At 43.6% G+C, this 25,063-nt stretch carries 22 protein-coding genes; 16 read left to right on the top strand and 6 right to left on the bottom strand.

The features are described 5' to 3' along the window. The first annotated feature begins 156 nt into the window (after positions 1-156). The 4 genes from Q9R21_RS06215 (at position 157) to Q9R21_RS06200 (ending at position 4,501) form a co-directional block, all read left to right on the top strand. Positions 157-1,914, top strand: a complete 1,758-nt coding sequence (locus Q9R21_RS06215; protein WP_311203924.1) for a GspE/PulE family protein — start codon at positions 157-159, stop codon at positions 1,912-1,914. Positions 1,915-2,007: 93 nt separating this feature from the next. Beyond that, positions 2,008-2,373: a NirD/YgiW/YdeI family stress tolerance protein gene (locus tag Q9R21_RS06210; RefSeq protein ID WP_004645581.1), complete on the top strand. Its 366-nt coding sequence runs from the start codon at positions 2,008-2,010 to the stop codon at positions 2,371-2,373. Positions 2,374-2,508: 135 nt separating this feature from the next. Beyond that, positions 2,509-3,174, top strand: coding sequence for a response regulator transcription factor (locus Q9R21_RS06205; protein WP_114541951.1), 666 nt, complete (start codon positions 2,509-2,511; stop codon positions 3,172-3,174). A 4-nt stretch (positions 3,175-3,178) separates the two neighbouring features. After that, positions 3,179-4,501, top strand: coding sequence for an ATP-binding protein (locus Q9R21_RS06200; RefSeq protein WP_311203923.1), 1,323 nt, complete (start codon positions 3,179-3,181; stop codon positions 4,499-4,501). 87 nt (positions 4,502-4,588) lie between these two features. On the opposite strand, the gene hemP is transcribed toward Q9R21_RS06200, so the two are convergent. Further along, the gene (gene hemP, locus Q9R21_RS06195) at positions 4,589-4,759 is read right to left on the bottom strand and encodes a hemin uptake protein HemP (RefSeq protein ID WP_004645578.1); all 171 of its coding nucleotides are present in this window, start codon (positions 4,757-4,759) and stop codon (positions 4,589-4,591) included. Positions 4,760-4,897: 138 nt separating this feature from the next. Between hemP and Q9R21_RS06190 the strand changes: the two genes are divergently transcribed. Continuing rightward, entirely contained in the window at positions 4,898-5,797 is a 900-nt protein-coding gene (locus Q9R21_RS06190) for an NUDIX domain-containing protein (protein WP_311203922.1), read from the top strand. A gap of 58 nt (positions 5,798-5,855) precedes the next feature. On the opposite strand, the gene Q9R21_RS06185 is transcribed toward Q9R21_RS06190, so the two are convergent. Then, entirely contained in the window at positions 5,856-6,401 is a 546-nt protein-coding gene (locus Q9R21_RS06185; RefSeq protein WP_005103606.1) for a hypothetical protein, read from the bottom strand. A gap of 14 nt (positions 6,402-6,415) precedes the next feature. Continuing rightward, positions 6,416-8,806 (bottom strand): penicillin-binding protein 1B, encoded by a 2,391-nt coding sequence (gene mrcB / locus Q9R21_RS06180; protein WP_311203921.1) that lies wholly within the window; start codon positions 8,804-8,806, stop codon positions 6,416-6,418. Between the two features lie 191 nt (positions 8,807-8,997). On the opposite strand from mrcB, the gene Q9R21_RS06175 reads away from it, so the two are divergent. After that, positions 8,998-9,936: an NAD(+) kinase gene (locus Q9R21_RS06175; protein ID WP_004645573.1), complete on the top strand. Its 939-nt coding sequence runs from the start codon at positions 8,998-9,000 to the stop codon at positions 9,934-9,936. 3 nt (positions 9,937-9,939) lie between these two features. Next, entirely contained in the window at positions 9,940-10,212 is a 273-nt protein-coding gene (locus Q9R21_RS06170) for a YeaC family protein (RefSeq protein WP_004278992.1), read from the top strand. An 82-nt stretch (positions 10,213-10,294) separates the two neighbouring features. Here Q9R21_RS06170 and Q9R21_RS06165 read toward each other — a convergent pair whose 3' ends face one another. After that, a complete protein-coding gene (locus Q9R21_RS06165) occupies positions 10,295-11,296 on the bottom strand; it encodes a glycosyl transferase family protein (protein ID WP_311203920.1) in 1,002 nt (333 codons plus the stop codon). Between the two features lie 409 nt (positions 11,297-11,705). Here Q9R21_RS06165 and Q9R21_RS06160 point away from each other — a divergent pair, with 409 nt between their 5' ends. Continuing rightward, positions 11,706-13,049 (top strand): dicarboxylate/amino acid:cation symporter, encoded by a 1,344-nt coding sequence (locus tag Q9R21_RS06160; RefSeq protein WP_195725817.1) that lies wholly within the window; start codon positions 11,706-11,708, stop codon positions 13,047-13,049. 159 nt (positions 13,050-13,208) lie between these two features. Continuing rightward, complete coding sequence (locus tag Q9R21_RS06155; protein WP_311203919.1) at positions 13,209-14,351, top strand: acyl-CoA dehydrogenase family protein; 1,143 nt, start codon at positions 13,209-13,211, stop codon at positions 14,349-14,351. Positions 14,352-14,435: 84 nt separating this feature from the next. Here Q9R21_RS06155 and Q9R21_RS06150 read toward each other — a convergent pair whose 3' ends face one another. After that, a complete protein-coding gene (locus tag Q9R21_RS06150; protein ID WP_180086137.1) occupies positions 14,436-14,954 on the bottom strand; it encodes a DJ-1/PfpI family protein in 519 nt (172 codons plus the stop codon). Positions 14,955-15,442: 488 nt separating this feature from the next. Here Q9R21_RS06150 and pheA point away from each other — a divergent pair, with 488 nt between their 5' ends. The 5 genes from pheA (at position 15,443) to Q9R21_RS06125 (ending at position 20,952) form a co-directional block, all read left to right on the top strand. After that, positions 15,443-16,552, top strand: a complete 1,110-nt coding sequence (gene pheA, locus Q9R21_RS06145; RefSeq protein ID WP_004645570.1) for a prephenate dehydratase — start codon at positions 15,443-15,445, stop codon at positions 16,550-16,552. 66 nt (positions 16,553-16,618) lie between these two features. After that, a complete protein-coding gene (gene hisC, locus Q9R21_RS06140) occupies positions 16,619-17,710 on the top strand; it encodes a histidinol-phosphate transaminase (RefSeq protein WP_311203918.1) in 1,092 nt (363 codons plus the stop codon). A 3-nt stretch (positions 17,711-17,713) separates the two neighbouring features. After that, positions 17,714-19,960 (top strand): bifunctional prephenate dehydrogenase/3-phosphoshikimate 1-carboxyvinyltransferase, encoded by a 2,247-nt coding sequence (locus Q9R21_RS06135; RefSeq protein WP_311203917.1) that lies wholly within the window; start codon positions 17,714-17,716, stop codon positions 19,958-19,960. Between the two features lie 99 nt (positions 19,961-20,059). Beyond that, complete coding sequence (locus Q9R21_RS06130; RefSeq protein WP_071851704.1) at positions 20,060-20,422, top strand: hypothetical protein; 363 nt, start codon at positions 20,060-20,062, stop codon at positions 20,420-20,422. Further along, positions 20,410-20,952, top strand: coding sequence for a GNAT family N-acetyltransferase (locus Q9R21_RS06125; RefSeq protein ID WP_311203916.1), 543 nt, complete (start codon positions 20,410-20,412; stop codon positions 20,950-20,952). The genes Q9R21_RS06130 and Q9R21_RS06125 overlap by 13 nt, the downstream gene beginning before the upstream one ends. 33 nt (positions 20,953-20,985) lie before the next feature. Here Q9R21_RS06125 and Q9R21_RS06120 read toward each other — a convergent pair whose 3' ends face one another. Beyond that, a complete protein-coding gene (locus Q9R21_RS06120) occupies positions 20,986-21,618 on the bottom strand; it encodes an alpha/beta hydrolase (protein WP_004645565.1) in 633 nt (210 codons plus the stop codon). Between the two features lie 123 nt (positions 21,619-21,741). Here Q9R21_RS06120 and yaaA point away from each other — a divergent pair, with 123 nt between their 5' ends. Both yaaA and Q9R21_RS06110 read left to right on the top strand, forming a co-directional pair. Next, positions 21,742-22,524, top strand: a complete 783-nt coding sequence (gene yaaA / locus Q9R21_RS06115; RefSeq protein WP_044113004.1) for a peroxide stress protein YaaA — start codon at positions 21,742-21,744, stop codon at positions 22,522-22,524. Between the two features lie 1,179 nt (positions 22,525-23,703). Further along, a complete protein-coding gene (locus Q9R21_RS06110) occupies positions 23,704-25,026 on the top strand; it encodes an NCS2 family permease (protein ID WP_311203915.1) in 1,323 nt (440 codons plus the stop codon). Positions 25,027-25,063 lie beyond the last annotated feature (37 nt).

Genomic DNA, 25,063 nt, shown 5'->3' with positions numbered 1-25,063 from the left:
AGAGTTTGCATAGATCAAAAATGTTGCGGTAGTAATCAAATCCATTATTTACTTTCTTTTTGAGATTGAAATAGAAACGTACATTCAACAGGTGGGGAGCATGCGAAAAACTGCAAAAACTTGTTATAGTGGAGGCAAGTTTGGGGACTGATAATAATGAAATTTGACTTTGAAATTGATACGGCATGGTGTCTAGACCAACTCTTTAAAGACGGTAAAATCAGTGAACGTGACCGGATGCTGGTACAAACCACTCATCGGCAACGTGAACACCTAAAATGGCACCCTTTACAGTGGATTGCTAATTTTAATCTGGTCGATCAGTCCCATCCTCAAACAACACTGACTCTGAACCGTTTATGTCAGTGGCTGGCAGAAAAAACCGGATTGATGTTCTATATCATTGATCCGCTTAAAGCTGATGTACAGGCATTGACCCATGTCATGTCGCAGGAATATGCACTGCGCAACCATATTTTGGCAGTGGAAATACAGGCAGACAAAGTTCTGATCGCTACGGATCAGCCTTATAAAACCGAATGGGTGTCGAATCTCGAACAGAATATTGCACCAAAAAAAATACAACGGGTATTACTGAATCCAGAACAATTACAACGTTATATTACTGAATATTATCAGGTCAGTCGTGCAGTTAGTGGTTCACAAAAATCGTCTGCCTATGACCGGGAAAATAAGGGCGTCGAAGCCTTGCTGCAACTGGGCGATTCCCAGAATCCGGATGCCAATGACCAGCATATTGTCAAACTGGTGGACTGGGTGCTGCAATTTGCTTTTGAACAAGGTGCCAGTGATATTCATATGGAACCACGTAAAGACACCGGCAAGATCCGTTTCCGGATTGATGGGGTGCTGCATACGATTTACAACATGCCGGCCAATACATTGACCGCCGTCATTTCCCGAATCAAGATTCTGGGCCGGATGAATGTGGCGGAAAAACGTAAGCCACAGGATGGCCGCCTGAAAACCCGGACACCTAAAGGACAGGAAACTGAACTGCGTCTGTCGACCTTGCCGACCGCCTTTGGTGAAAAACTGGTGATGCGTATTTTCGATCCGGAAGTGCTGGTGAGAAGCTTCCAGCAACTCGGTTTTGAAGGCCATTTGCTCAATGACTGGAATAATCTCACCAGTCACAGTCATGGTATTATTCTGGTGACCGGCCCAACCGGTTCCGGTAAAACTACTACGCTTTATTCAACCTTGAAGCAGCTGGCGACTGAACAGGTCAACGTCTGTACCATTGAAGACCCGATCGAGATGCTGGAACCCAGCTTTAACCAGATGCAGGTCAATAACGGCATCGATCTAGGCTTTGCTGACGGCGTGCGTGCCCTGATGCGTCAAGATCCGGACATTATCATGGTCGGGGAGATCCGTGATCAGGACACTGCCAATATGGCGATTCAGGCAGCATTGACCGGTCACCTGGTTCTATCGACTTTACATACCAATGATGCGCCGTCGAGTCTGACCCGTCTGCATGATCTGGGCGTACAGCCATTTTTGACAGCAGCAACCATCTTGGGTGTTCTGGCTCAGCGTCTGGTGCGTAAACTCTGCCCACATTGCAAGCAGGAAAGCTTCCTGAATGAACAGGAATGGCAGCATCTGGCAGCCGATTATCCTTTGCCGCGACCGGAATTTGTCTTTAAGGCGGTGGGCTGCGAAGAATGCCGGCATACCGGCTATAAAGGCCGTATTGGGATTTATGAGTTTATGCCACTGAGTCTGACCACTAAACAGCTGATTGGTGCCGATGCTAATCTGAACCAGCTGCGTCAGCAGGCGAAAAAAGAAGGGGTAGAGCCGCTCAGAATTGCCGGCGCGCGCAAGATTCTGGAAGGTGTCACTACGCTTGAAGAAGTCCTGAGAGTGGTGCCCTTAAATTAATTTTGAAAATGAAGCAATCTTAAGATTCAATTCATCTTTGGCTGTTTTAATAGCATCATCGAAACAAGGCAAGACTTTAAAGAGGTAACTGCGATGAAAATGATGATAAATACGGTTTTGGCAGCTGCATTGATGGGTTCTATCGCGACAGCTACGATAGCAAGTAGTGACACGGCTGTGAATCAGGCTGCTTTTGCTAAATCGACCACAGTCAAACAGGCACTGGCCATGAAAGATGACAGTAAGGTTCAGCTTAAAGGTTATGTCGTGAAAGCGGTCGGTGATGAAAAATACCAGTTCCGAGACAGCACAGGAACTATTACTGTTGAGATTGATGATGAACTTTGGCAAGGCAAACCGATTTCAGCCAAAACACCGGTAATCATCACAGGTGAAATCGACATTGATTATAAACCGGCAAAACGTGTTGAAATTGAGGTTGATCAGGTTCGTTTCTAATATCGCCTGATTTGCTGAAATCAATTTGAACACAGCGACAAAAAACCACATGCAAGTTACCAAAAAGCATGTGGTTTTTTTGAGCCTGGAACTTTTTCAAGGCAAGATAGAACAAGGAAGCAAACGGAGCAGAATATGCGTATTCTTTTGGCGGAAGATGATCAGTCTCAGGCAGACAGTATCCAGACTTGGCTGGAAATGGACGGTTATGTGATTGATCGGGTAGAGCGTGGTGATCATGCGATCCTAGCGATTGAGCAGCATAAATATGACTGTATTCTGCTGGATCGTGGCCTGCCGAATGCCACTGGAGATGACATTCTGAAAATTTTGCGCAGCCAACATCAAGATACGCCGGTGATTTTTATTACGGCCAAAGACAGTATTGATGACCGGGTTGAAGGTCTGGATTTAGGCGCGAATGATTATCTGGTCAAACCTTTTAGTCTGGAAGAACTTTCGGCCCGAGTTCGTGCCCAACTCAGACAGAAACAGCAAACACCGAATCATATCCTGCAATGGCAGGATCTCAGTCTGGACACTCAAGCCAAGACCCTAACTAAAGAAGGTCAAGCTGTGAATCTGACTGCGAAGGAATTTCAAATTCTATACAAGCTGATGCAGCAGCCTGAACATATTGTCACCCGTGAACAGCTGGAAGAATCGCTGTACGCCTGGGGTGATGAAATTGAAAGTAATGCCATTGAAGTATTTATCTATCAGCTGCGTAAAAAAATCGGCAGCCAGATGATCAAGACTATTCGCGGTCTGGGCTATCGCATGCATAAGGCTGAGGTATAAACCTATGTCAGCTGCTATTTCCTTGCAAACTAAACTGATCAAACATGCGCTGTTCAGTTCGATATTGGCTGGAATATTGGCCTGGCTGCTGTTATTGGGAATTTCCAGTTATCAAGCCAGTCAGCTGCATGATGAATTAATGGAGCAGATTTCTGAGTTGCTGCTTGGCGATGTGACCCAGGCCAAAGACGCCCAGGTCGATGAACTCAGTGAACAGTTCGATATCCAGTATGCCTTGTTGCTAGATCAGCAGATACTGACTACTTCGATTGATGATGAATTAATTAATACCATTCCAAAAGCACAGAACAACGGCTTTCAGTTTGCTTATGAAAATGGTCATTTTATCCGGATACTGACTGCGGAAGATGACGACCTTCAGGTCAAAATCGTACAGCCACTTTCAGTACGTTTCGATGAACTCTGGCAAACTACTTTGGGCTTTGCCGGGATCTTATTCACTTTATGGCTAGTGCAATGGCTGATTCTAAGGGTCTCGGTCAAACGCCAGTTACAGCCATTAAACAAGATTTCGCGTGCCATTGGTTCCAAGACTGCTCAGGATCTGAGTCCTATTAAAACACCTGACCCTGAAATCACTGAACTGCAACCGATCATTCGTCAGCTGAATGCCATGCTCGGCCGGCTGGAGAAATCACTGGCTGCTGAACAGCGTTTTACTGCAGATGCTTCACATGAGCTGCGTTCGCCACTGTCTGCGATTCAAATGCGTCTACAGGTTTTAAAACGCAAATATCAAGATGATGCACAGCTCCCTCAGGCATTACAGTTGATCCATAATGATGTCAACCGCGGCACGCAGGTACTGGAAAATTTACTTTTACTGGCACGACTCGATCCGGAGCGAACAGGGCAATTAGCAACGCAAACGATTAATCTTAAGAATCTGGTTCAGGAGGCTTTGCAGGCCTTGCAGCCTTTTGCAGAAGAAAAAGACATTCATTGGAATCTAAAACTTGAGGATGCTGTGATCGAAGCGAATCCAGAACTGATTTTTAGTTGTATTCGCAATCTGGTCGACAATGCGATCCGTTATACGCCACAACAGGGACAGGTCGAGATCCGAACAGTTATTGAGCAGAAACAGATACAGTTGCTGATTGAAAATTCAGGAGAGGGGATTACTGATGATGTGCTGGAACGTTTGGGTGAACGTTTTTATCGTGCTTTGGGTACGCGAACTCAGGGTTCAGGTTTAGGCCTATCCATTTGCCAGAAAATTATGGCACTGCATGTAGCTAAAATTGATTATGCGCCGTCGGACTTGGGTGGACTTAAAGTGTCATTGAGTTTTAAGCCTGAATAGCAAATCTCATGATCAGAAGATTAAAAAGCAGTATGCGCTGATTCATACTGCTGCTTCCCACGTTTGTTATTATTAGAACTGATTTAATTATTTGGTCAGAATAAGACGGTTATTGCGGGTCAGACGCAAGCGGTATTCTTCGCCGGCATGCATGATCCGGATTTCACGACCCAGTGCAAAAAGATTGTTGGAGTGCAGCATTGGCAAGGCATGGTGAGTATCATTGTTACGGGTAAATAGGCTAAATGGGGCGTTCATTCCGTCGACTCCGTGGTGTGTTTTGGATTGATTTAAATGATAATCATTATCGAATAGGTCTGTCAACGAAATATTGAGCAATTTATAAAAAACTCTAATTTGCTTACAATCTGTAAAACTTTAACGGTTCTGTACATCATGACTAAAGCTACGATTCATGTCGCAATTGCGCTTTTATTTTATCAAAATCAGGTTCTCGTCGGCTGGCGTGAGGCCAAGCAGCATCAGGGCAATAAATATGAATTTCCAGGCGGAAAAGTTGAACAGGGCGAATTACCAGTCGAGGCATGTCGCCGCGAAGTGATGGAAGAGGTCGGCGTTGATATTGAACGTTGGCATGCCTCTGATTTTATCTCCTATGAATATGAAGATCTCATCGTCAATTTGCATATTTTCCATGCTTCAGTACAGCCTGCTCAACTGGCTGAAATCAAACAGCCTTGGCGCTGGTACAGCCGAGAAGAACTTGGTCGGCTGAATTTTCCGAAAGCCAATCAGTCCATGATCCAAAAGCTGCAATGGCCGCAGCGCATCAAGATAGCTGAAGATCTGGATATTTTATCAAGTCTGGATACAGATCAAATGTTGTATTGGCGCGTGGAAGCAACGCCTGAACGGATCATGCAATTACAGCAATATCCGGTAGATCAACTCTCCAAGTTAATCATTAATCAGCAGCTTTGGTCACAACTGAATGAATTGCAGCAGCAGACGATTCGCACGATTCATCTAAAACAGACTCAATTGATGAACTTGAAACAAAGTGAATTGAAATCTGGCTATCGTTATCTAGCGGCTTGTCATGACCTGACCGCTTTAATGCATGCAGAACAGATCGGCTGTGAAGCGGCTTTACTGAGTCCGGTACTGGCGACCGCAACGCATCCGGACACACCTGCGCTAGGCTGGGAGCAATTCAAGCAAATGGCAGAGCAGGTACAGATTCCGGTTCTTGCTTTGGGCGGAATGAAAGCTGAAGAACTCGATTATGCAAAAAGCCAGCATGCTTATGGCATTGCCGGCATTCGCTATATTTAAACACTTTATTTAGAAAATAAACTTTCTATTGGTAAGTCAGTTTCTATAGAAAATTATCTTAAAGCTTTTTCAGTGCCTGTTGAGCTTGCTGAATCGCTTTGGCATTTTTCCGCAACTGAGCAGATTTAAGGCGTACTTGCCAAAGCTGCTTTTTCATAGCACTAGATTGTGCATAACTCAGGCCACGTAAGGCAAAAGCATCGGCGCTTGCTGGCTGATTTTTACGGTTGGCGATCATGCCCAGGTATAAATACGTTTCCGGTGCCTGAGGGGCCAGTCGCTGTGCCTGAGTTGCAGAAGCTTCAGCTTGAGCAAACTGCTGCTTGGTATAGGCCTGCTGGGTTTGCTGCATCAGACTCTTGAAAGCCGGCAGATTACGGCCATCATCAAACTTTTGGCTTTTCGGCTTCTGTTCAGGAATGACAATTTTCTGACGTTTAATGTCAGGACGGTCATAAGGCGTAATCACTACGCTGTCTGGCGTTTTTGCCTTAGGTTTTTCCGTCGCAGGCTTGACTGGGGTAACTGGCTTTTCTGGCTCAGAGATACTTTGGCAGCCCACCAGACTGAGGATGAGCAAACCAGGGAGGATTTTTCTTAACATAAACATAGACTCAATTAATGGCTATAACTTCCACTGGCGATAATACGGGTTTCGCTCTCAAGATCGCGTTCTATTTCTGTTTCACTTTCTTGTATGTAGCGACTCATATCATCCTGTTCAGCATCAGATGGCGCAGGTTCTGAATCAATATCATAAGGTTCCGTCGCATAGTGCGAGATGCCGCAGGCAGTCGCCTGATTTGGCAGGGCATGACGCGAAATCGGGATATACATGGCGCCTTCACAGCCTTGTGCCGATAAATGACCGGTATAACGATCCAGCCAATGCCATTCGATTTCATTCGGCTGTGGTAAATTCACCGGTTTTTGGCGTAGTTGTTTCATGACATTGGTCCACACGGGCAGGGCACCTGAAGAACCGGTCAAGCCAGTGACTTTGTTGTCATCCAGACCGAGCCAAACCACGGTCATATAATTACCTGAGTATCCGGCAAACCATGAGTCACGGCTGTCATTCGTGGTACCGGATTTACCGGCAAGATTCAGACTACGTGGTAAGCTGTTATAGGCTGCACGACCTGTACCATTCGACATGACCTGTTGTAAGCCATAATTCAGAGCATAAGCAGAAGCCGGATCAATGGTCGGTTGCACACTCAGGCTATAACGATCCAGAGAGCGGCCGTTGGCATCCACCACAGAGCGAATCGCTTTGGTTGGGTATTTAAAGCCGCCTGTAGCAAAGTTGCCGTAAATATTCATCACTTCCATCGGGGACATATCTACCGCACCTAAGTAAATCGACGGATAAGATGGGATATCTGAAGTTACACCAAATTTTTTCAGATGATTAATAAAGGTAGACAGGCCAAATTCTTGTGCTAAACGCACAGTGGACAGGTTATAAGATTGCGATAATGCCTGCGACATTGGAATGACACCATGTCCACGACCACTATAGTTTTTCGGTGTCCAGGTTTTGCCGTCACTTTTGATGCTGATTTCACTGTCTTCAATCGGGCTCGCCCAGTGATAACGGTTTGATTCCAGTGCACTCAGGTAGATCACAGGCTTTAACAGGGAACCAACCTGACGCTTAGCATCGACTGCACGGTTAAAGCCGGTAAAATCTTGAGTAGAACCTACTGCGGCTACCAGCTCACCATTTTCCGGATGCGATACCAATACCGCACCTTGTAAATCTTTCAGGCGACCCGGATTGGATTTTCTTAAACGCGCCACCGTCTCTTTAAAGCTGTCCTGAATTCTGGTTTGGGCTAAAGGATCTAAAGTGGTGAAAATTCGCAGACCCTGATTGGTCAGATCGGTTTCCTGATAATCTGTACGTAATTGACGACGTACGATATCCAGAAAATCCGGGAAGCGGGCAGGGCCTAAAGTCGGTTTTGAAATAACATTTAACGGACGTGCGGTTTCTTTTTCATATTGTTCCTGAGTCAGGTAGCCCATCACCAACATATTATTCAGGACGATATCACGACGTTTTTTCGCACTTTCAGGATTGCGCCATGGGTTATATAGACTCGGACCTTGGACTAAACCCACCAGAAATGCTTGCTGGGAAATATTCAGTTCACGCAGTGGCAGGCCAAAATAAAACTGCGATGCCAGACCATAACCATTAATGGAGTAGTTACCATTCTGGCCGAGATTTACCTCATTCAGATAAGCTTCCAGAATTTCATTCTTGTCATAATGCAATTCAATCAGCATCGCCATAAAGGCTTCATTCACTTTACGTTTTAAAGTGCGCTCAGGGGTCAAATAGAAATTTTTAACCAGTTGCTGGGTTAAGGTTGAGCCGCCCTGACGTTTACCACCGGTAATATTGCTGACCACGGCACGCGCAATACCACGCGGTGAAACCCCATGATGCTCATAGAACTTACGGTCTTCAGTCGCGATCAGCGCTTCGATCAAGGGCTTAGGCACTTTATTTAGCTTGATCAGCACACGGTCTTCGTTATGCTGCGGATAAATCCCGCCTATTAATAAAGGTTCTAAACGTGCAATACCGCTTGAAGACGGTTTGGTTGCGCTGACTTCTGCAATCTGTTCACCACTGAAACTGACTTTCAATATTTGTTCCGGTTCAACCCGGTCACCAAAATCAAAGCCGCGTGTATGCACATACAGGGTATTACCCGTGGTGACAAAGTTGCCTGATTTAGTATAACTATCCGAATTTTTATAACCGAGTAATTTTAATTCTTGTTGGAAATCCTGCAGGCTGACTGGGGCATTCACGTACACTTCCATCGGACGTGCGAAGACCTTGGCCGGAATATCCCAGCGCTGACCTTCAAACTTGTCGCGTACAATATTGTCTAATCTAATCAAATAGATACTAAATGCTACAAAGATAGAAATGACAATAATAGAAAAAATTAAGGCAAGAAACCCCATGCCACGTTCAGATTTCATAAATACTTATAAGATCCTGTGAAATTGTGCTAATCATGCGAAGCTTTTCATTATTTTGCAATATTTAATCAAGAAATGCGCTTAAAATTAAAATGAAACCCCACAATTTCTCCTTAATTCGAATATATTTCAAATAATTTCCTACCTATGAAGCACTGTTATAAATTGTCATCCAGGTATAGCTTAATGTTATGATAAGCAGGATTCGTAGCGGAGCGACGACACTGGTGCAAATTTCCCATAAGACCTTTCGAAATATCGGGTTAATAGGACGTCCTGATAAATCGTCGGTGGTTGAAACCTTATGCCTTATTCACGATCATCTTCTCAATTTAGGCCTACACCCAGTTTTTGATGCAGCGACAGCTGAACTTGTTCCCTATCAAAATACCCAAACCGTCAGTCGTGCCTTATTGGGTGAGGTGGTGGATCTGGTGATTGTCGTGGGCGGTGACGGCTCGCTATTACATGCAGCACGCGCCTTGGTCAAGTACAATACCCCGGTGATCGGGGTTAACCGTGGTCGTCTGGGTTTTTTAACGGATATCAAGCCGACTGAAGTGATATTCAAGCTGGATCAGGTATTAAAGGGTGACTTTCAGACTGAGCGACGCTTTTTACTCGAAGTCGAAATTCGCTCCAAAGGTGAAGTGATTTACGATGCCATTGCTCTAAATGATGTGGTGCTACATTCAGGGAAATCGGTACATATGATCGATTTTGAACTGAATATTGATGGACAATATGTCTATCGTCAGCACAGCGATGGCCTGATAGTCTCTACGCCGACTGGTTCTACGGCTTATGCGCTTTCTGGTGGGGGCCCGATTGTACATCCAAGTATGGATGCGATTGCCTTGGTACCGATGCATCCCCATACCTTGTCTTCACGCCCGATTGTGGTCGGTGGACATAGTGAAATTAAATTATTGATTCGTGAAAATCGCGTACTGCCGATGGTCAGTGCGGATGGACAACACAGTGTGTCTTTGAATGTGGGCGATAGCGTCCATATTCGCAAGCATCCCTTTAAACTGAATCTTCTGCATCCACCGGGTTATGACTTTTATAATGCCTGTCGAACCAAATTGGGGTGGAATCAGGACTTTGATTATTTTAAGCAGGATTAAATCATGAATATTGAACAAATGCTTGCCGTACTCAATCCTGAGATTGTTGAACGCCTAAGAACAGCAGTCGAAATTGGAAAGTGGCCAAACGGTGTAGCCTTGACACCAGAACAGCGTCAGACCTGTATGCAGGCAGTGTATGCGTGGGAAATGAAAAACCTGCCTGAAAATGAGCGCAGCGGTTATATCGATCGCGGTACTAAAGAAGAGGGTGAAGAGTGTGATGATGATCATCACAAGAATGAACCTGAATTCAAGCCGATTCGTTTTGTTTAAGGCTTAATTCCCAGCCAATAGCAATACAATTAAAAAAAGCATTGTTCATTCACTGAACAATGCTTTTTTCTTTTGCACAAGATTAAACCGTGTGGCGATTCGCCCATAAGATTTTGGCTTTTTGCATCGCAGCTTCGAAGCTGTCACACACGCCCATGGTATATAGCGCAATGCCCATAGTTTCTATCACTGCAATCTCGCCATATTCATGGCTTTGCTGACCATCCCAGACAGCCTTAAATAGCGCCAGATCCAGTTCTTCTTCAATTGGACTGCGGTTGTCAGTGAGCTTTGGCAGTTCATGCTCATACAGTTCACCATCTTTAATGCCACAGATAAGCGTTTTGGCATCCGGATTACGCTCAAATTCGCCACCTTCACCTTTAATCACGGCACTATTTTTATAGCCTAAGCGGAAAGCCGCTTGCTGGTGCGAACCACGATACGCTGGATGGAAAATCGCTTGTAGGGTCGCTTTGGCATTAAATGGATTGATCAGACGCGCAAGGGTATGAATCGGGGAGCGTAAGCCCATAACATTACGCAGTGCAATCAAGTCCGCAAGAATTGGAGAAATTACTTCTAGCGGGATATAGGCAAAATGCTGTTGATGAAGCTGCTGTTCAACCTCAGCATCATTTTGACAGATTGGATAGCCTAAGTAAGTCAGCACCTGTTCGGTGTAAACGCGGTTCATGGTATGACCGGAGGCACCATGCATCACAATATTATAACCATGCTTGGCCAGCGTCAGCGCTGCCAGAATAAACCATGGATAATGTTTGCGCTTGCCCGCATAGGACGACCAGTCCAGATCGACATCCAGTTTTTTGAAACTCAGCTGGTCACGTGTCGCCTGTACAAAACCGGCCAACTCATCTACAGATTCTTCCTTGACCCGCAATAACATCAAGAATGCACCTAACTGCACATCCAGCACTTCATTTTTCAAAATCATACTGAAGGCTTGATAGGCTTCATCATAGCTGAGAGAGCGGGCGCCATTTTTCCCTTTACCCACAATGCGTACATATTGGGCAAAGGGATGTTCGAAATCTTTATAAATATTTCTTTTGGTATTCATAACTTTTTACAGCTTGCAGAAAATATTAATGTCAAGGGAGAGGATGAAAATCCATAAACCTTTCAGTATACGTAAAACAATCAGTTAAATCTGATTATCGACTAATGTCTAATCCATTCTGGTTAAAACATAAACAAGCGCATAATAAGTTATGCACATTTAGTCTGAAGATTCGGTAAAATTTAGGCAATTTTTAGAGTCTGTTTAATTTTTCTTAATCTCTTTCCCCCATTTAATACTTTGGTCTGATACTTGAGTGTCAGATTCAATGCATGGCTGATTATCATTTTTGAACATTCTCTTGAGCCTTTTGAGACTTGATCCGGTTCATCCTGAGAAGGGATGAAGAGGTCAGTATATTTCTCAAAATGGTCTTTCTTATTTTTGATATCGTTCAAGTAGATTTATTATGGCGAAACAACCAATTTATAAGTCACTGTATTTTCAAGTGATTGTGGCCATTATCGCAGGTATTCTGGTCGGGCATTTTTCGCCTAGTGGTACGCAAATTATCAATGGCGTAGAACAGCATGTCCCTGGCTTGGGCGAACAGCTTAAACCGCTTGGTGATGCATTTATCCGTCTGATTAAAATGATTATCGCACCTGTAATTTTCTGTACCGTGGTCAGCGGTATTGCAGGTATGGAAAGCATGAAATCAGTCGGTAAAACTGGTGGTGTGGCTTTACTTTACTTCGAGATCGTATCCACGATTGCTTTGGTCATCGGTCTGGTCGTGATTAACATCGTGAAGCCTGGTGTGGGCATGAACGTTGATCCTGCTTCACTGGATACCAGTGGCATCAGTAAATATGTCGCTTCAGGTGAGTCACAATCGACTATCGACTTCCTGATGAACATCATTCCAAATACGGTTGTGGGCGCATTTGCAGAAGGCGAAATCCTGCAAGTTCTATTGTTCGCGATCATCTTTGGTTTTGCACTGCATAAGCTAGGTGATCAAGGCAAGCCAGTCCTGAAACTCATCGACCAGATTTCACATGTGTTTTTCAACATCGTGAACATGGTGATGAAACTTGCTCCAATTGGTGCATTTGGTGCAATGGCGTTTACAATTGGTAAATATGGTATTGGTTCTCTTGCTCAGCTGGCACAGTTGATCATTTGTTTCTATGTTACCTGCGTACTGTTTATTTTCATCGTATTGGGCTCAATTGCGCGTTTCGCAGGGTTCAGCATCATGAAGATGATCCGCCTGATTCGCGAAGAACTTCTGATTGTACTAGGGACGTCATCTTCAGAATCAGTACTGCCACGTATGTTGAAGAAACTGGAACTTGCCGGTGCAGAGAAGTCGGTGGTAGGTCTGGTGATTCCAACTGGTTATTCATTTAACCTGGATGGTACGTCGATTTACTTGACGATGGCTGCAATCTTTATTGCGCAAGCAACCAATACGCAACTTGACTTGTCTCATCAAATTACCCTGCTTCTGGTACTTCTGATCTCATCTAAGGGTGCGGCAGGCGTGACTGGTTCAGGCTTTATTGTGATGGCGGCAACTTTGGCTGCTGTAGGGAATATTCCTGTTGCAGGTCTGGCATTGATTCTCGGTATCGATCGTTTCATGTCTGAAGCTCGTGCCTTGACCAATCTGGTCGGTAACTCTTTGGCGACTTTAGTGGTTGCGAAATGGGTGGGCCAGTTAGATATGGACAAGCTGAACTATGCTTTAGCAAATCCTGCAGAAATTGACGAAAAAATGGCACAAGAAGGCAATAACGCTCACTAATTTTGAGTCTGTCTTTCATGTCTAAAAGGGAAGCTTCGGCTTCCCTTTTTTATTGACTGTGAAGTTAGTAAAAAGATGAATGCCGGCACATGACAGGGAGCAGGAAAGTCGATAGTCTGTGAAAAGGAAACTAAAATGATAAACAACAAGGACAATAGAATGCTTGCCTACGATGCCGATCTAGAATTATTCCGCGATAATTTTAAACGCTTTATGAACGAACATGTCGCACCGTACTACGACCAGTGGGAACGTGAAGGTCTGATGCCGCGTTCAGTCTGGAATGCACTCGGTGAAAATGGCTTCTTGTGTGTCGATGTTCCAGAAGAATATGGTGGCTATGGGGTGCCGACCGATTATTCCTTGATGCTGATCGAAGAATCTGCACGTGCCGGATACAGTGCCATTGCCACAGGTCTGTCTTGTCATTCCGATATTGCAGCACCGTATATCCTGCATATTGGTACTGAAGAACAGAAAAAATACTGGTTACCAAAAATGGCCACCGGTGAAGTGGTCGGTGCGATTGGCATGACCGAGCCAGGTGCAGGTTCAGATTTGCAAGCCATGCGTACTAGTGCCATCTTGCAGGATGAATATTATCTGTTAAATGGCTCAAAAACCTTCATTTCCAATGGTCAGCATGCTGACTTGGTAGTGCTTGCGGTCAAAACCGATCCTCAAGCCCGAGCTAAAGGCGTTTCATTGCTGCTGGTCGATACCCATCTGGAAGGCTTTAAAAAAGGCACTAATCTGGACAAGATTGGTCTGCATGCTCAGGATACGTCTGAACTGTTCTTCGACAATGTTAAAGTGCCAAAGGACCAATTACTGGGTCAGCCGGGACAGGGATTTGCTTACCTGATGCAGGAATTGCCACGTGAGCGTACCGCCATCGCTGCCACCGCTCTAGGCGCCATTCGTGGCTCGATCGATGTGACCACACAATATGTGAAAGAGCGTCAGGCTTTTGGTCAGGCGATCGGTCAATTCCAGAATACTCGTTTTGTGTTGGCGCAAGCGAAAATTGATGAATTGGCAACTGCAGCATTTTATAACCAGAATCTTGAGCTTTATATGCAAGGGAAGCTGGATGTAGAAACTGCAGCGGCATTGAAAAGTTTTTCTACCGATATGCAGATGAAAATCGCGGACAATCTCCTGCAATTATTTGGGGGTTATGGCTATATGACTGAATATCCAATTTCACGTTTCTTCGTTGATGCGCGGATTCAGCGGATTTATGGTGGTACTAATGAAATCATGAAAGAGATAGTGGCACGTGGTCTGTTAGGACGTTAATAGCTCACTCATAAAAAAAGAGTCCCGAAGGACTCTTTTTTATAGGGAAGAACATGGCCAAGATGGGAAATATTTTTTAAGACTTTATGATTTTAAAACATCCAAACATTCATGAATAAAAATGGGTAAATCATTGGGTAGGCGCGATGAAATCAACTGATTATTGTCATTCACCAGTTCTGCATCATAATACGTTCCACCGGCACGTTGTACGCGACTGGCATGCGCGCGAATACTGGTAATAATTCGATTTTTCAGCACATCTGCTTCACACAGTAATAATGATGCATCACATAAACTAAAGATGGTTTTCTTGGCCTGGTTAAAAGCCTGGATAAATTGAAGCACCCGGAGATCGGTAGATAAAGAAACTGCAGATTCACCGCCAGGAATCAGCAAGGCATCAAAATCATCAATACTGATTTGTTCGATGTCCCGGTCAATCGTCACTGCAGAACAGCCATGCAGACCATAGACCACTTTTCCTGCATTAAACTCAATATTACAGATGCTATGCTTTGCTTCCAGCAAGGCTGCAACGGGTTCAAGATATTCCTGATCTTCAAAATTATTCGTCAAAAGTACAGCTATTCTTTTTGGCATGACTGACACCCAAACGCTTGTTTTAAGTTAGACTATCTATGATTGGTTAAAAAATCGTCTCTGCTTTGTAATTGAGTAGTGATTTAATGTAAAAAAATAAGTGAAATCAAAGAGAAGTCGATAAAAATGGGATTGCAGAGTGTGCATTTTATTGTGAAATCTATCTTAGATATGAATGGTTCAAAAATGATGTTTGAAAAGAAATTATTTTAATTTTCTTATGTTTAAAACCGCTATATAGATTAAGAAATAGTGATATTTCATCTTCCTTAAAATCAGTTAATATGGACAGGCAAAGTTTACAATTTAATAATGTAAATCAAGTAGAAAAGCTGAAGTAAATGTTACCAGATATGACTAAAAGCGATAAACGGTTAAAATCAACTGTATGTTTTTAAGACTTAATCTACCAATGCCATATTGCGTAACATTTGAAAGCTCACTATTGTTATACTGAACAGATAAGGTTTATGAAGGGCGACAGAACAATGATCAACGACGATCAAAACACCACGACTTCTCTTGATTTGGCAAAAATTCGTGAAGATATCGATTCTGTTGATCAGCAAATTCAGCAATTGATTAACCGTCGGGCACGTTTGGCTGAAGCAGTGGCAAAAGCAAAATTTGCCTCAGAAGAGAATCCGCTGTTTTACCGTCCAGAACGTGAAGCTCAGGTTTTGCGTAATGTCATGGAACGTAATGAAGGGCCATTGTCTGATACCACCATGGCACGTCTGTTCCGTGAAATCATGTCGGCCTGTCTGGCACTCGAAGCTCCGCAAAGCATTGCTTTCCTTGGACCAGTCGGGACTTATACCCATTCTGCGGTACTCAAGCACTTTGGTCATGATGCTGTGGTTCGTCCTTTACCGACCATTGATGAAGTTTTCCGTGACGTGGAAGCAGGCAGTGCCCATTATGGTCTGGTGCCGGTAGAAAATTCCTCTGAAGGCGTGGTCAACCATACTTTGGACTGTTTTAAAACATCGAACCTGAATGTGATTGGCGAAGTTGAATTACCGATTCACCATCAGTTCCTGATTTCTGAAAATACCCGTAAAGACAGCATCAAACAGATTTATGCGCATCAGCAGACTTTGGCACAATGCCGTAAGTGGCTGGATGCGCATTATCCAGGTGTGGAACGTGTCGCTTTAAGTTCCAATGCGGAAGCAGCACGCCGTATTCGTAATGAATGGCATTCTGCTGCAATTGCTTCTGAAATTGCCGCGAGTATCTATGACCTCGAAATCATGCATAGCAATATCGAGGACAATCCGGAAAATACCACACGCTTCCTGGTGATTGGTCGTGAAAAAGTGCCGCAAAGTGGTAATGACAAGACTTCATTACTAATCTCAGCGCATGATCGTGCCGGAGCTTTGCTGGAAATTCTGGCGCCGTTTGCCAAGCACAATATCAGCCTGACCAGTATTGAAACCCGGCCTGCACTTCCTGAAAAATGGGCTTATGTGTTCTTCATTGATCTTGAAGGCCATATTGAGCAGGAACACGTGAAAGCAGCCATTGAAGAAATTCGTCCTTTGGTCAAAGAAGTTCGCGTACTCGGTTCATATCCTGCAGCTGTACTTTAAGTCAGCTATCCGTGGTCAGGGCGAGGGTGCTGACCACTGTTTTATATTTAAAATTGGAAGTCTAAAATGTCGTTTGTTCCAGCTAATTCAGGCATCTCAAAATTAAAGCCATATCAACCGGGTAAGCCGATCAGTGAACTTGAGCGCGAGTTGGGTCTTACTGATATCGTCAAACTGGCTTCAAATGAAAACCCGCTGGGTTGTTCAGATAAAGTCAAAGAAGCGGTCGCTGCGGAAATTGCTGAAATTGGCCGTTATCCAGATGGTGGTGGTTTTATCCTGAAAGATCAGATCAAAACCCAGTTTGGTTTTAATCATGATCAGATTACCTTGGGGAATGGTTCAAACGACTTACTGGAAATGTTTGCCCGTGCAATCGTTTCAGAAAATGATTCGGTGGTGTATAGCCAGCATGCTTTTGCGGTTTATGCATTGGTAACTCAAGCCATTAATGCGCAAGCGATTGAAGTACCAGCTAAAGGCTTCTCGCATGACTTGGAAGCAATGGCGGCTGCCATTCAGGACAACACCAAACTCGTTTTCATTGCAAACCCGAATAATCCGACGGGAACCTGGTTCGAAGAAGCTGAATTTGAAGCTTTCATGCAAAAAGTTCCTGCTAATGTCATCGTGGTTCTGGATGAAGCCTATGTGGAATATTTCCCGGAAAACTTCAACAGCTTGAAATTCCTTGCGCAATATCCAAACCTGATCGTTAGCCGTACTTTGTCGAAGTGTTATGGTTTGGCTGCACTACGTGTTGGTTTTGCTCTGGCTTCAGTTGAAGTGACAGATTACCTGAACCGTATTCGTCAACCATTTAATGTCAACCATCTTGCGATGGTGGCTGCGGTGGCTGCACTGAAAGATGAAGATTTTATCGCGCGTTCTCGTGAAGTGAATAAAGCCGGTATGGCGCAACTTGAAGCAGGTTTTAAGGCTTTGGGTCTGGACTATGTGCCTTCTCGTGCTAACTTTATTCTGGTTGATGTACAGGCAGACCCCGCAGCAACCTTCAATGGTTTGCTGAAACAAGGGGTGATTGTACGTCCGGTCGGTATTTCCAGCCACATTCGTGTATCGATTGGTACTGAAGCAGAAAACGCGAAATTCTTAAGCGCGCTTGCTACAGTATTGGGTTTAGAGGCAAAAGCTTAATTCATGTCGCAGCCATTGTTTGAAAAAGTTGCATTTATCGGGCTTGGACTGATTGGTTCAAGTCTGGCGCGTGTCATTCAAGCCGAGCATTTGGCCAATGACATTGTGGCATCGACACGTTCGTCCAAGACTTTGGAAGATGCCAAGGCACTTGGTCTGATTTCTGAAGGCTATGCCGATCCTGTAGATGCAGTCAAAGGTGCAGATCTGATTGTTCTGGCTTTGCCGGTACGTGCCACACAAAAAGTACTTGAGCTGATTCAGCCGTATTTGACGGAAAATGTCATTATTACTGATGTGGGAAGTACCAAAGGTAATGTGGTCGATGCGGCTAAAGCGGTCTTTGGTGACCAGCTTCCAGCAGGTTTTGTGCCGGGTCATCCGATTGCAGGTGCAGAGCATACCGGTGTACATGCAGGAAAAATCGATCTATTTGCCAATCACAAGGTAATTTTGACGCCACTGCCAAGCAGTAGCGATTGGGCCGTGGAGAAGCTGATTCAACTGTGGCAAGCGGCCAAAGCCGAAGTGATTTGCATGGATGTGGACAAGCACGATGAAGTGCTAGCGCATACCAGTCATCTTCCGCATCTCATGGCCTTTAACCTGGTTGAGCAACTGGCCAAGCGTGAAGACAATTTAGATATATTTCGTTATGCTGCCGGTGGCTTCCGGGATTTCTCGCGAATTGCCGCCAGCGATCCACAAATGTGGCATGACATCTTTTTTGCCAACAAAAAAGCAGTTCTGAATGCTGTTGATGGCTTTGAACAGCAGCTCGCGATTATTCGCAAATTGATTGAAGATGAAGATTCCCACGCATTGATGGGCTTATTGGGTCATGCGCAGGCAGCTCGCCAGCATTTCAACCATATGCTCGCCAAGAAACCTTTCATGGAGAAAAATAAAGTGACACAACAATTTACCATTCAGCCGGGTGCCAAGAAATTTCAGGGTAAATTTACCGTGCCAGGTGACAAATCTGTGTCACATCGCTCGATCATGTTTGGTGCGATTGCAGAAGGTACCACACATGTGACCGGCTTTTTGGAAGGTGAGGATGCTCTAGCGACACTGCAAGCTTTCCGTGATATGGGTGTGAGCATTGAAGGCCCTAAAAATGGTGAAGTCACCATTCATGGTGTTGGCATGCAAGGCTTAAAAGCGCCGCAGTCTGCCATTTATATGGGCAACTCAGGCACTTCAATGCGTTTGCTGTCGGGTATGCTAGCAGCACAGAAATTTGATTCAGTGATGACAGGGGATGCGTCATTGTCTAAACGTCCAATGGAGCGTATTGCCAAGCCTTTACGTGAAATGGGCGCGCAAATTCAGACCACAGGTGAACGCGGTACACCACCTGTATCCATTACCGGTAATCTAAACCTTAAAGGGATTCAGTACGATTTGCCAATGGCTTCTGCTCAGGTGAAATCAGGTATTTTACTTGCAGGCCTGTGGGCGGAAGGTGAAACTTCGGTGACTGAACCTGAACCAACCCGCGACCATACTGAACGTATGCTGCGTGCATTTGGTTATGAAGTGAAAACAGAAGGCAACCGAATTTCACTGCAAGGTGGCGGAAAGCTGGTTGGAACCAATATTCAGGTGCCTTCAGATATTTCTTCTGCTGCTTTCTTTATGGTCGGTGCGGCCATTACTGAAAACTCGGATGTGACCCTTGAAGCGGTAGGCATTAATCCGACCCGTACTGGTGTGATTGAAATCCTCAAGCAAATGGGTGCGGACATTACAGTTGAAAACGAGCGTATTGCGGGCGGTGAACCGATTGCAGATATTCGTATTCGTGGTACACGTACCTTAAAAGGTATTCATATGCCGGAAGATCAGGTGCCATTGGCAATTGATGAATTCCCGGCGTTATTCATTGCAGCTGCATGTGCTGAAGGTCAGACGATTCTGACCGGCGCTGCCGAGCTTCGCGTGAAGGAATCGGATCGTATTCAGGTCATGGCAGATGGTCTTCAAACCATGGGCATCGACTGTACCCCAACTGAAGATGGCATCATCATTGAAGGTAAGGGTAAGTCCGGTGACTGGTCGCCAATCTTTAGCGGTGGTGAAATTGAATCACATCATGATCACCGTATCGCGATGAGTTTTTCGATTGCCGGTTTGCGTAATTCGGAGCAGATCAAGATTGTCGGTACTGAAACGGTCGCAACCAGTTTCCCGACCTTCACGGAATTGACCTCAATCGCAGGATTGCCAATTCAAGTGTCAGAATAATTTTTAAAATTATGTGAAACAGCCAAGCTTTTGCTTGGCTGTTTTGTTTATATTGCTTATGCTAAACCCATATAAGAAAAAAGCCATTTGGAAGTAGCGATGCGAAAATTAAAATTCATGGCCAATACCCAGAGCCAAACACCACGGGATGGTCAAGAAACCCAGGAATATGTAGCACATTTACTTGCTGAAAAATTAGGCAAATACGGTTTTCAGACCTTAAGCCAAAGTGGAGCTCAGGTTGCTGTCAGCGTGGAAGAACATGCGCTGCCTTTATCGGTGAGTTGCGAAACCAGAGATGAACAAGGGCATCTGGTCTGTGAAATTGCCTCATATCCTGAAGAAGAGCAGGACTGGCTGGATCGTATCACTGAAAGAAGTTTGCTTAATCAGCTTGCACAAGCAGTGGAAACCTCTCTAAAAGAGCAGGAAAGCTTTAGCGAGTTTGAATGGAAGAGCTAATTCAACAGAATCAATCAGCTTTGCCTACACTGCAAAGTCAACGCTTGATCCTGAATTGTTTTAAATCAGCCGATGCCGAAGAAGCTTATGCTTCAATTACGCCGAGTTTGACACGTTTTATGGCGTGGGACCCACCACAATCTGAACAGGGATTTGCAACAGTCTGGCAAAATTGGCTGGAAAATATGACCGATCATAAAGAATATGTATTTGTGATCCGTCATATTGAAACACAAGAATTTATTGGACTATGTGGTTTGCATCGACTTTATGATGAAATACCTGAAGTTGGTATCTGGATTCGTGAAACTGCACATGGTCATCATTATGGACATGAGGCAGTGCATTGTGTTGTGGCCTATGCTTTCAATACACTAGGGATTCAAGTCTTAAGCTACCCGGTAGCAGAAGAAAACTGGGCTAGCCGTAAAATTGCAGAACGCTTGGTCGGAAAAATTATCCGTTACATCGATAAGCCTAAATATCGGGCTGTGATGTATGAAATTTTTGCAGAAGATTTTGTCTTTTAATAAAAAAACCCATCATCTGATGGGTTTTTTTATTTAGCCAAGCGCTAAGTACCGGGTCATTGCGATCCGCAATTGCTTTAAATAGCCGGTAAAGAAATGGTTGGCACCAGGTAATACGGTCACTAAATGGCGTTGTGGTTTTGCCCATTCAATCATATCTGAGAGCAAAGTCACTTCATCGGCTTCGCCATGAATGAACAGAATGTCGCCTTTAATGGCAGGCGTCACATAATGACGAATACCGGCAACTGTTGCAGTCGGCAGACCACATAAAATGGTTTGCTTTGGTTGCAGTTCTACGGGTAAGGCTGCATAGCTTTTTGCCATGACATGCGCACCAAAACTAAAACCGCCTGCATAAAAAGGCAGGGCAATATGCTGGTTGCGAGCGAACCGAATGACTTCTAATACATCATCCGTTTCACCGAAGCCCTCGTCGTGTATACCTTCACTTTGACCAGAACCACGGAAACTTGGACGATACACAATACAGCCACGTTCCAGATACATTTGTGCCAGTAAAACCGGAACCTTATGTTGTGGTGTACCGCCTTGCAATGGATGGGGGTGACAAACTACCGCGAATCCTTTCACTTCACCCTGAGGATAATCCACAAAAACTTCAATCTGACCCGCAGGCCCTTGAAGAAAAATTTGCTCGGGCATATAAAAACCGATGATTAACAGGAGAATCGTGCATTTTAACGATTATGGTGAATAAAAACATGAATTGGAATTAAAATAAGCAGACTGATATAGTTTGATTAATCATTTTTTGACCAGGTTGCCATGCTCGCTTTAATTTCTCCAGCCAAAACTCTCGATTACGATACTCCATTACCGACTGACCAATTTACTCAAGCGAGATTATTAGAACATTCACAGGACTTGATCAACGTTTGTCGCACACTTTCTGCAACAGAAATTTCCAGCTTAATGAGTGTTAGTGAAAAAATTGCCACTTTAAATACCGCACGTTTTAATGACTGGCAACCGGATTTTAATTTAGCCAATGCCCGTCAGGCGATTTTTGCATTTAAAGGCGATGTCTATACCGGTCTGGATGCCTATAGTTTGAAACATGAAGATCTGCACTATGCACAAGACCGTTTACGCATGTTGTCTGGATTATATGGACTGTTACGTCCCTTGGATCTGATGATGCCGTACCGTCTGGAAATGGGAACTAAATTGGCCAATTCCCGTGGGCATAATCTATATGAGTTCTGGGCTCATCACATTACTGATCTGATTAATCAGGATTTAACCGCAGCAAATTCTGAAATTCTGGTGAATATTGCTTCTGATGAATATTACAAATCAGTCAACGAGCGCAAAATTCAGGCAGACATTATCAAGCCGGTATTTCTGGATCAGAAAAATGGCAAATATAAAGTGATTAGTTTCTATGCCAAAAAAGCACGCGGCCTCATGGCACGTTTTATGATTGAAAATAAAATTGATCATGTCGAAGAACTGAAAGCTTTTAATAGCGATGGCTATTATTTTGATGCAGACAGTTCACTCAAGGGAGAACTGGTGTTTAAGCGTGATGAACAACTGAGTGCATAAATGAGATGATTCCCAGTATCCAGCATGAGGATATATATGTTGGATACTGGGATGTATTTATTATGGTCAGGTTCTTAACTAGTGTTCAACGATTTGCCTCTATGATGAGTGAAGTATGGATGAACTGCATAATGAAAACTTCAAGATAGTTAAAAATAAAAAATGTCGCTAAACACTTTGAAATCCCTCGAAAAATCTCCCTTATTTAGATCATTTTATCCTAAAAATTAAAGTTGAGTATTCTTGGAAAAGGCCGATAAAATAAATCGAAATAACTTCTATTGAATAGGTTAGATTTCATTTATCTATATATTTTAATTTTGAATAAAATTCTTTTAGATATTTTTAAAAATATATTAAATTCAATTATTTATTGTTTATTTGAAAGAATTTTTAATAGGATCGATTTTTTGAAAAAAAGAATTATAAATTAATTAAGTATTAATAAATAAAACGACATAAAATTAATCTTTAGAAGATAAATAAATGCCTTCTATCGGGTTAAATGTAAACTATGTCACAAGTTTGTTAGGTTTTTTGTTAGCATAATTGCATAGTGTTACAAAGCAGCATAATAAAAATGAAAATATATGCTATCCCTGTTTTTGCCTTAATGATCAGTTTATTAGGATTTTGTGTCCATAAACAGTCAGAAATCAGAAAATATGAAAAGATCCGTCATGTCTTGAACGATGGACGTGATTCAAGCAAATTGCTGGAATCCAATCGGCATCGACATTAAGCAGGCTAGACAATCTTCTTTCGTTGATTGGGCTAAAATGATAAAATTAAATCAATAATAAATATAATAAAAATTTAAAGTATTCATTTAAGATATATTAATTTCTAATAAAGTGTAAAATCAAATAAGCAATAAGAAATCAATGTGTTATAATTTGCCAACGATCAGGATGAAGCAGAATTCATCTTGTGAAGCATTTGATTTAAATCAAGAAAATAAAGCTGCATAAAAGTTATGCAGCTTTTTTGTTTAGATTTTTTTGGGTTTTTATAGCATAGCCCCGGGGCTGTAAGCTGTTCCAACATTTTAACCCGTCAAATGGCTATGCTGGCATATTCGTTGCTAACACATCCTTAAAATTGATGAATTTTTTTATAAAGTTTCATTTATTTGACGGCTTGCTTAAAGCATTAAGTTTACTCAATAGGGGCTAGGTCATGACGACTCCTAATCCATCTTCAGAAAGTATGCTTGAACGTCTGTTTAAACTGAGTGAAAACAAAACCAGTTTCCGTACAGAAGTTCTTGCCGGTGTAACTACATTCTTAACGATGTGTTACATCATTATTGTCAATCCAATGATTTTGTCCGAAACGGGGATGGATCATGGGGCTGTCTTTGTAGCAACCTGTCTTGCAGCCGCGATTGGCTGTTTAGTCATGGGCTTGATTGCAAATTATCCAATTGCACTTGCACCAGGCATGGGCTTGAATGCCTTCTTTACCTATTCCGTATGTTTGGGAATGGGTGTGCCTTGGCAAACAGCACTTGGGGCTGTGTTTATCTCGGGTCTTGTGTTTATTGCGATCAGCATGTTCAAAATCCGTGAAGCCATTGTCAATGCGATTCCAATGTCGCTGAAACTGGCCATCGGTGGTGGTATTGGCTTATTCCTGGCGCTGATTGCTTTGAAAAATGCCGGCCTGATTGTCGATAATCCCGCTACGTTGGTAGGTTTGGGTGATTTAAAGCAACCATCGGTTTTGCTTGCATTATTTGGTTTCCTTCTAGTCGTTGTAATGCATCACTTTAAAGTGCGTGGTGCGATCATCATCAGTATTTTGGTGTTAACCGGTATTTCAGCAGCACTGGGGCTGAGTGAGTTTAAAGGTGTGGTTGGCGCAGTGCCATCGATTGCACCAACATTTATGCAAATGAGCTTTGAAGGTCTGTTCACTGCCAGTTTAATTGGCGTGATTTTTGTCTTCTTCCTGGTCGATTTATTCGACTCAACCGGTACGCTTGTAGGTGTTTCACACCGTGCAGGCTTGTTGAAAGATGGCAAACTGCCACGCTTAAAGAAAGCATTATTTGCTGATTCTTCTGCAATTGTTGCAGGTGCAGCGCTGGGTACATCTTCGACTACGCCATACATTGAATCTTCTGCGGGCGTAGCAGCCGGTGGCCGTACAGGTCTAACTGCTGTTGTAGTCGGTATCCTGTTTGTTGCCTGTTTGTTCCTTGCACCATTGGCACAGTCTGTACCAAGCTTTGCAACAGCGCCAGCGCTGTTATTTGTCGGTGTCTTAATGATTCAAGGTATCGTGCATATTGACTGGGAAGACATTACAGAAGCAGTTCCTGCATTTTTAACCATTGTATTTATGCCATTTACCTATTCGATTGCGGATGGTATTGCGATGGGCTTCATCAGCTATGCACTGATCAAATTGTTAACCGGTAAGGCATCAACTGTACCGTATATGGTCTGGATTATTGCAATACTATGGACGCTTAAATTCGCACTATTTGGCGGCTAATTTTTCTAGATTTGGAAAGGGTGTAAACTCAGTTTGC

The organism is Acinetobacter sp. RG5 (assembly GCF_031844265.1).
Classification (GTDB): Bacteria; Pseudomonadota; Gammaproteobacteria; order Pseudomonadales; family Moraxellaceae; genus Acinetobacter.
Note: the sequence above shows the minus strand (reverse complement) of the source record. Positions and strands in the feature narration are given on the sequence as shown.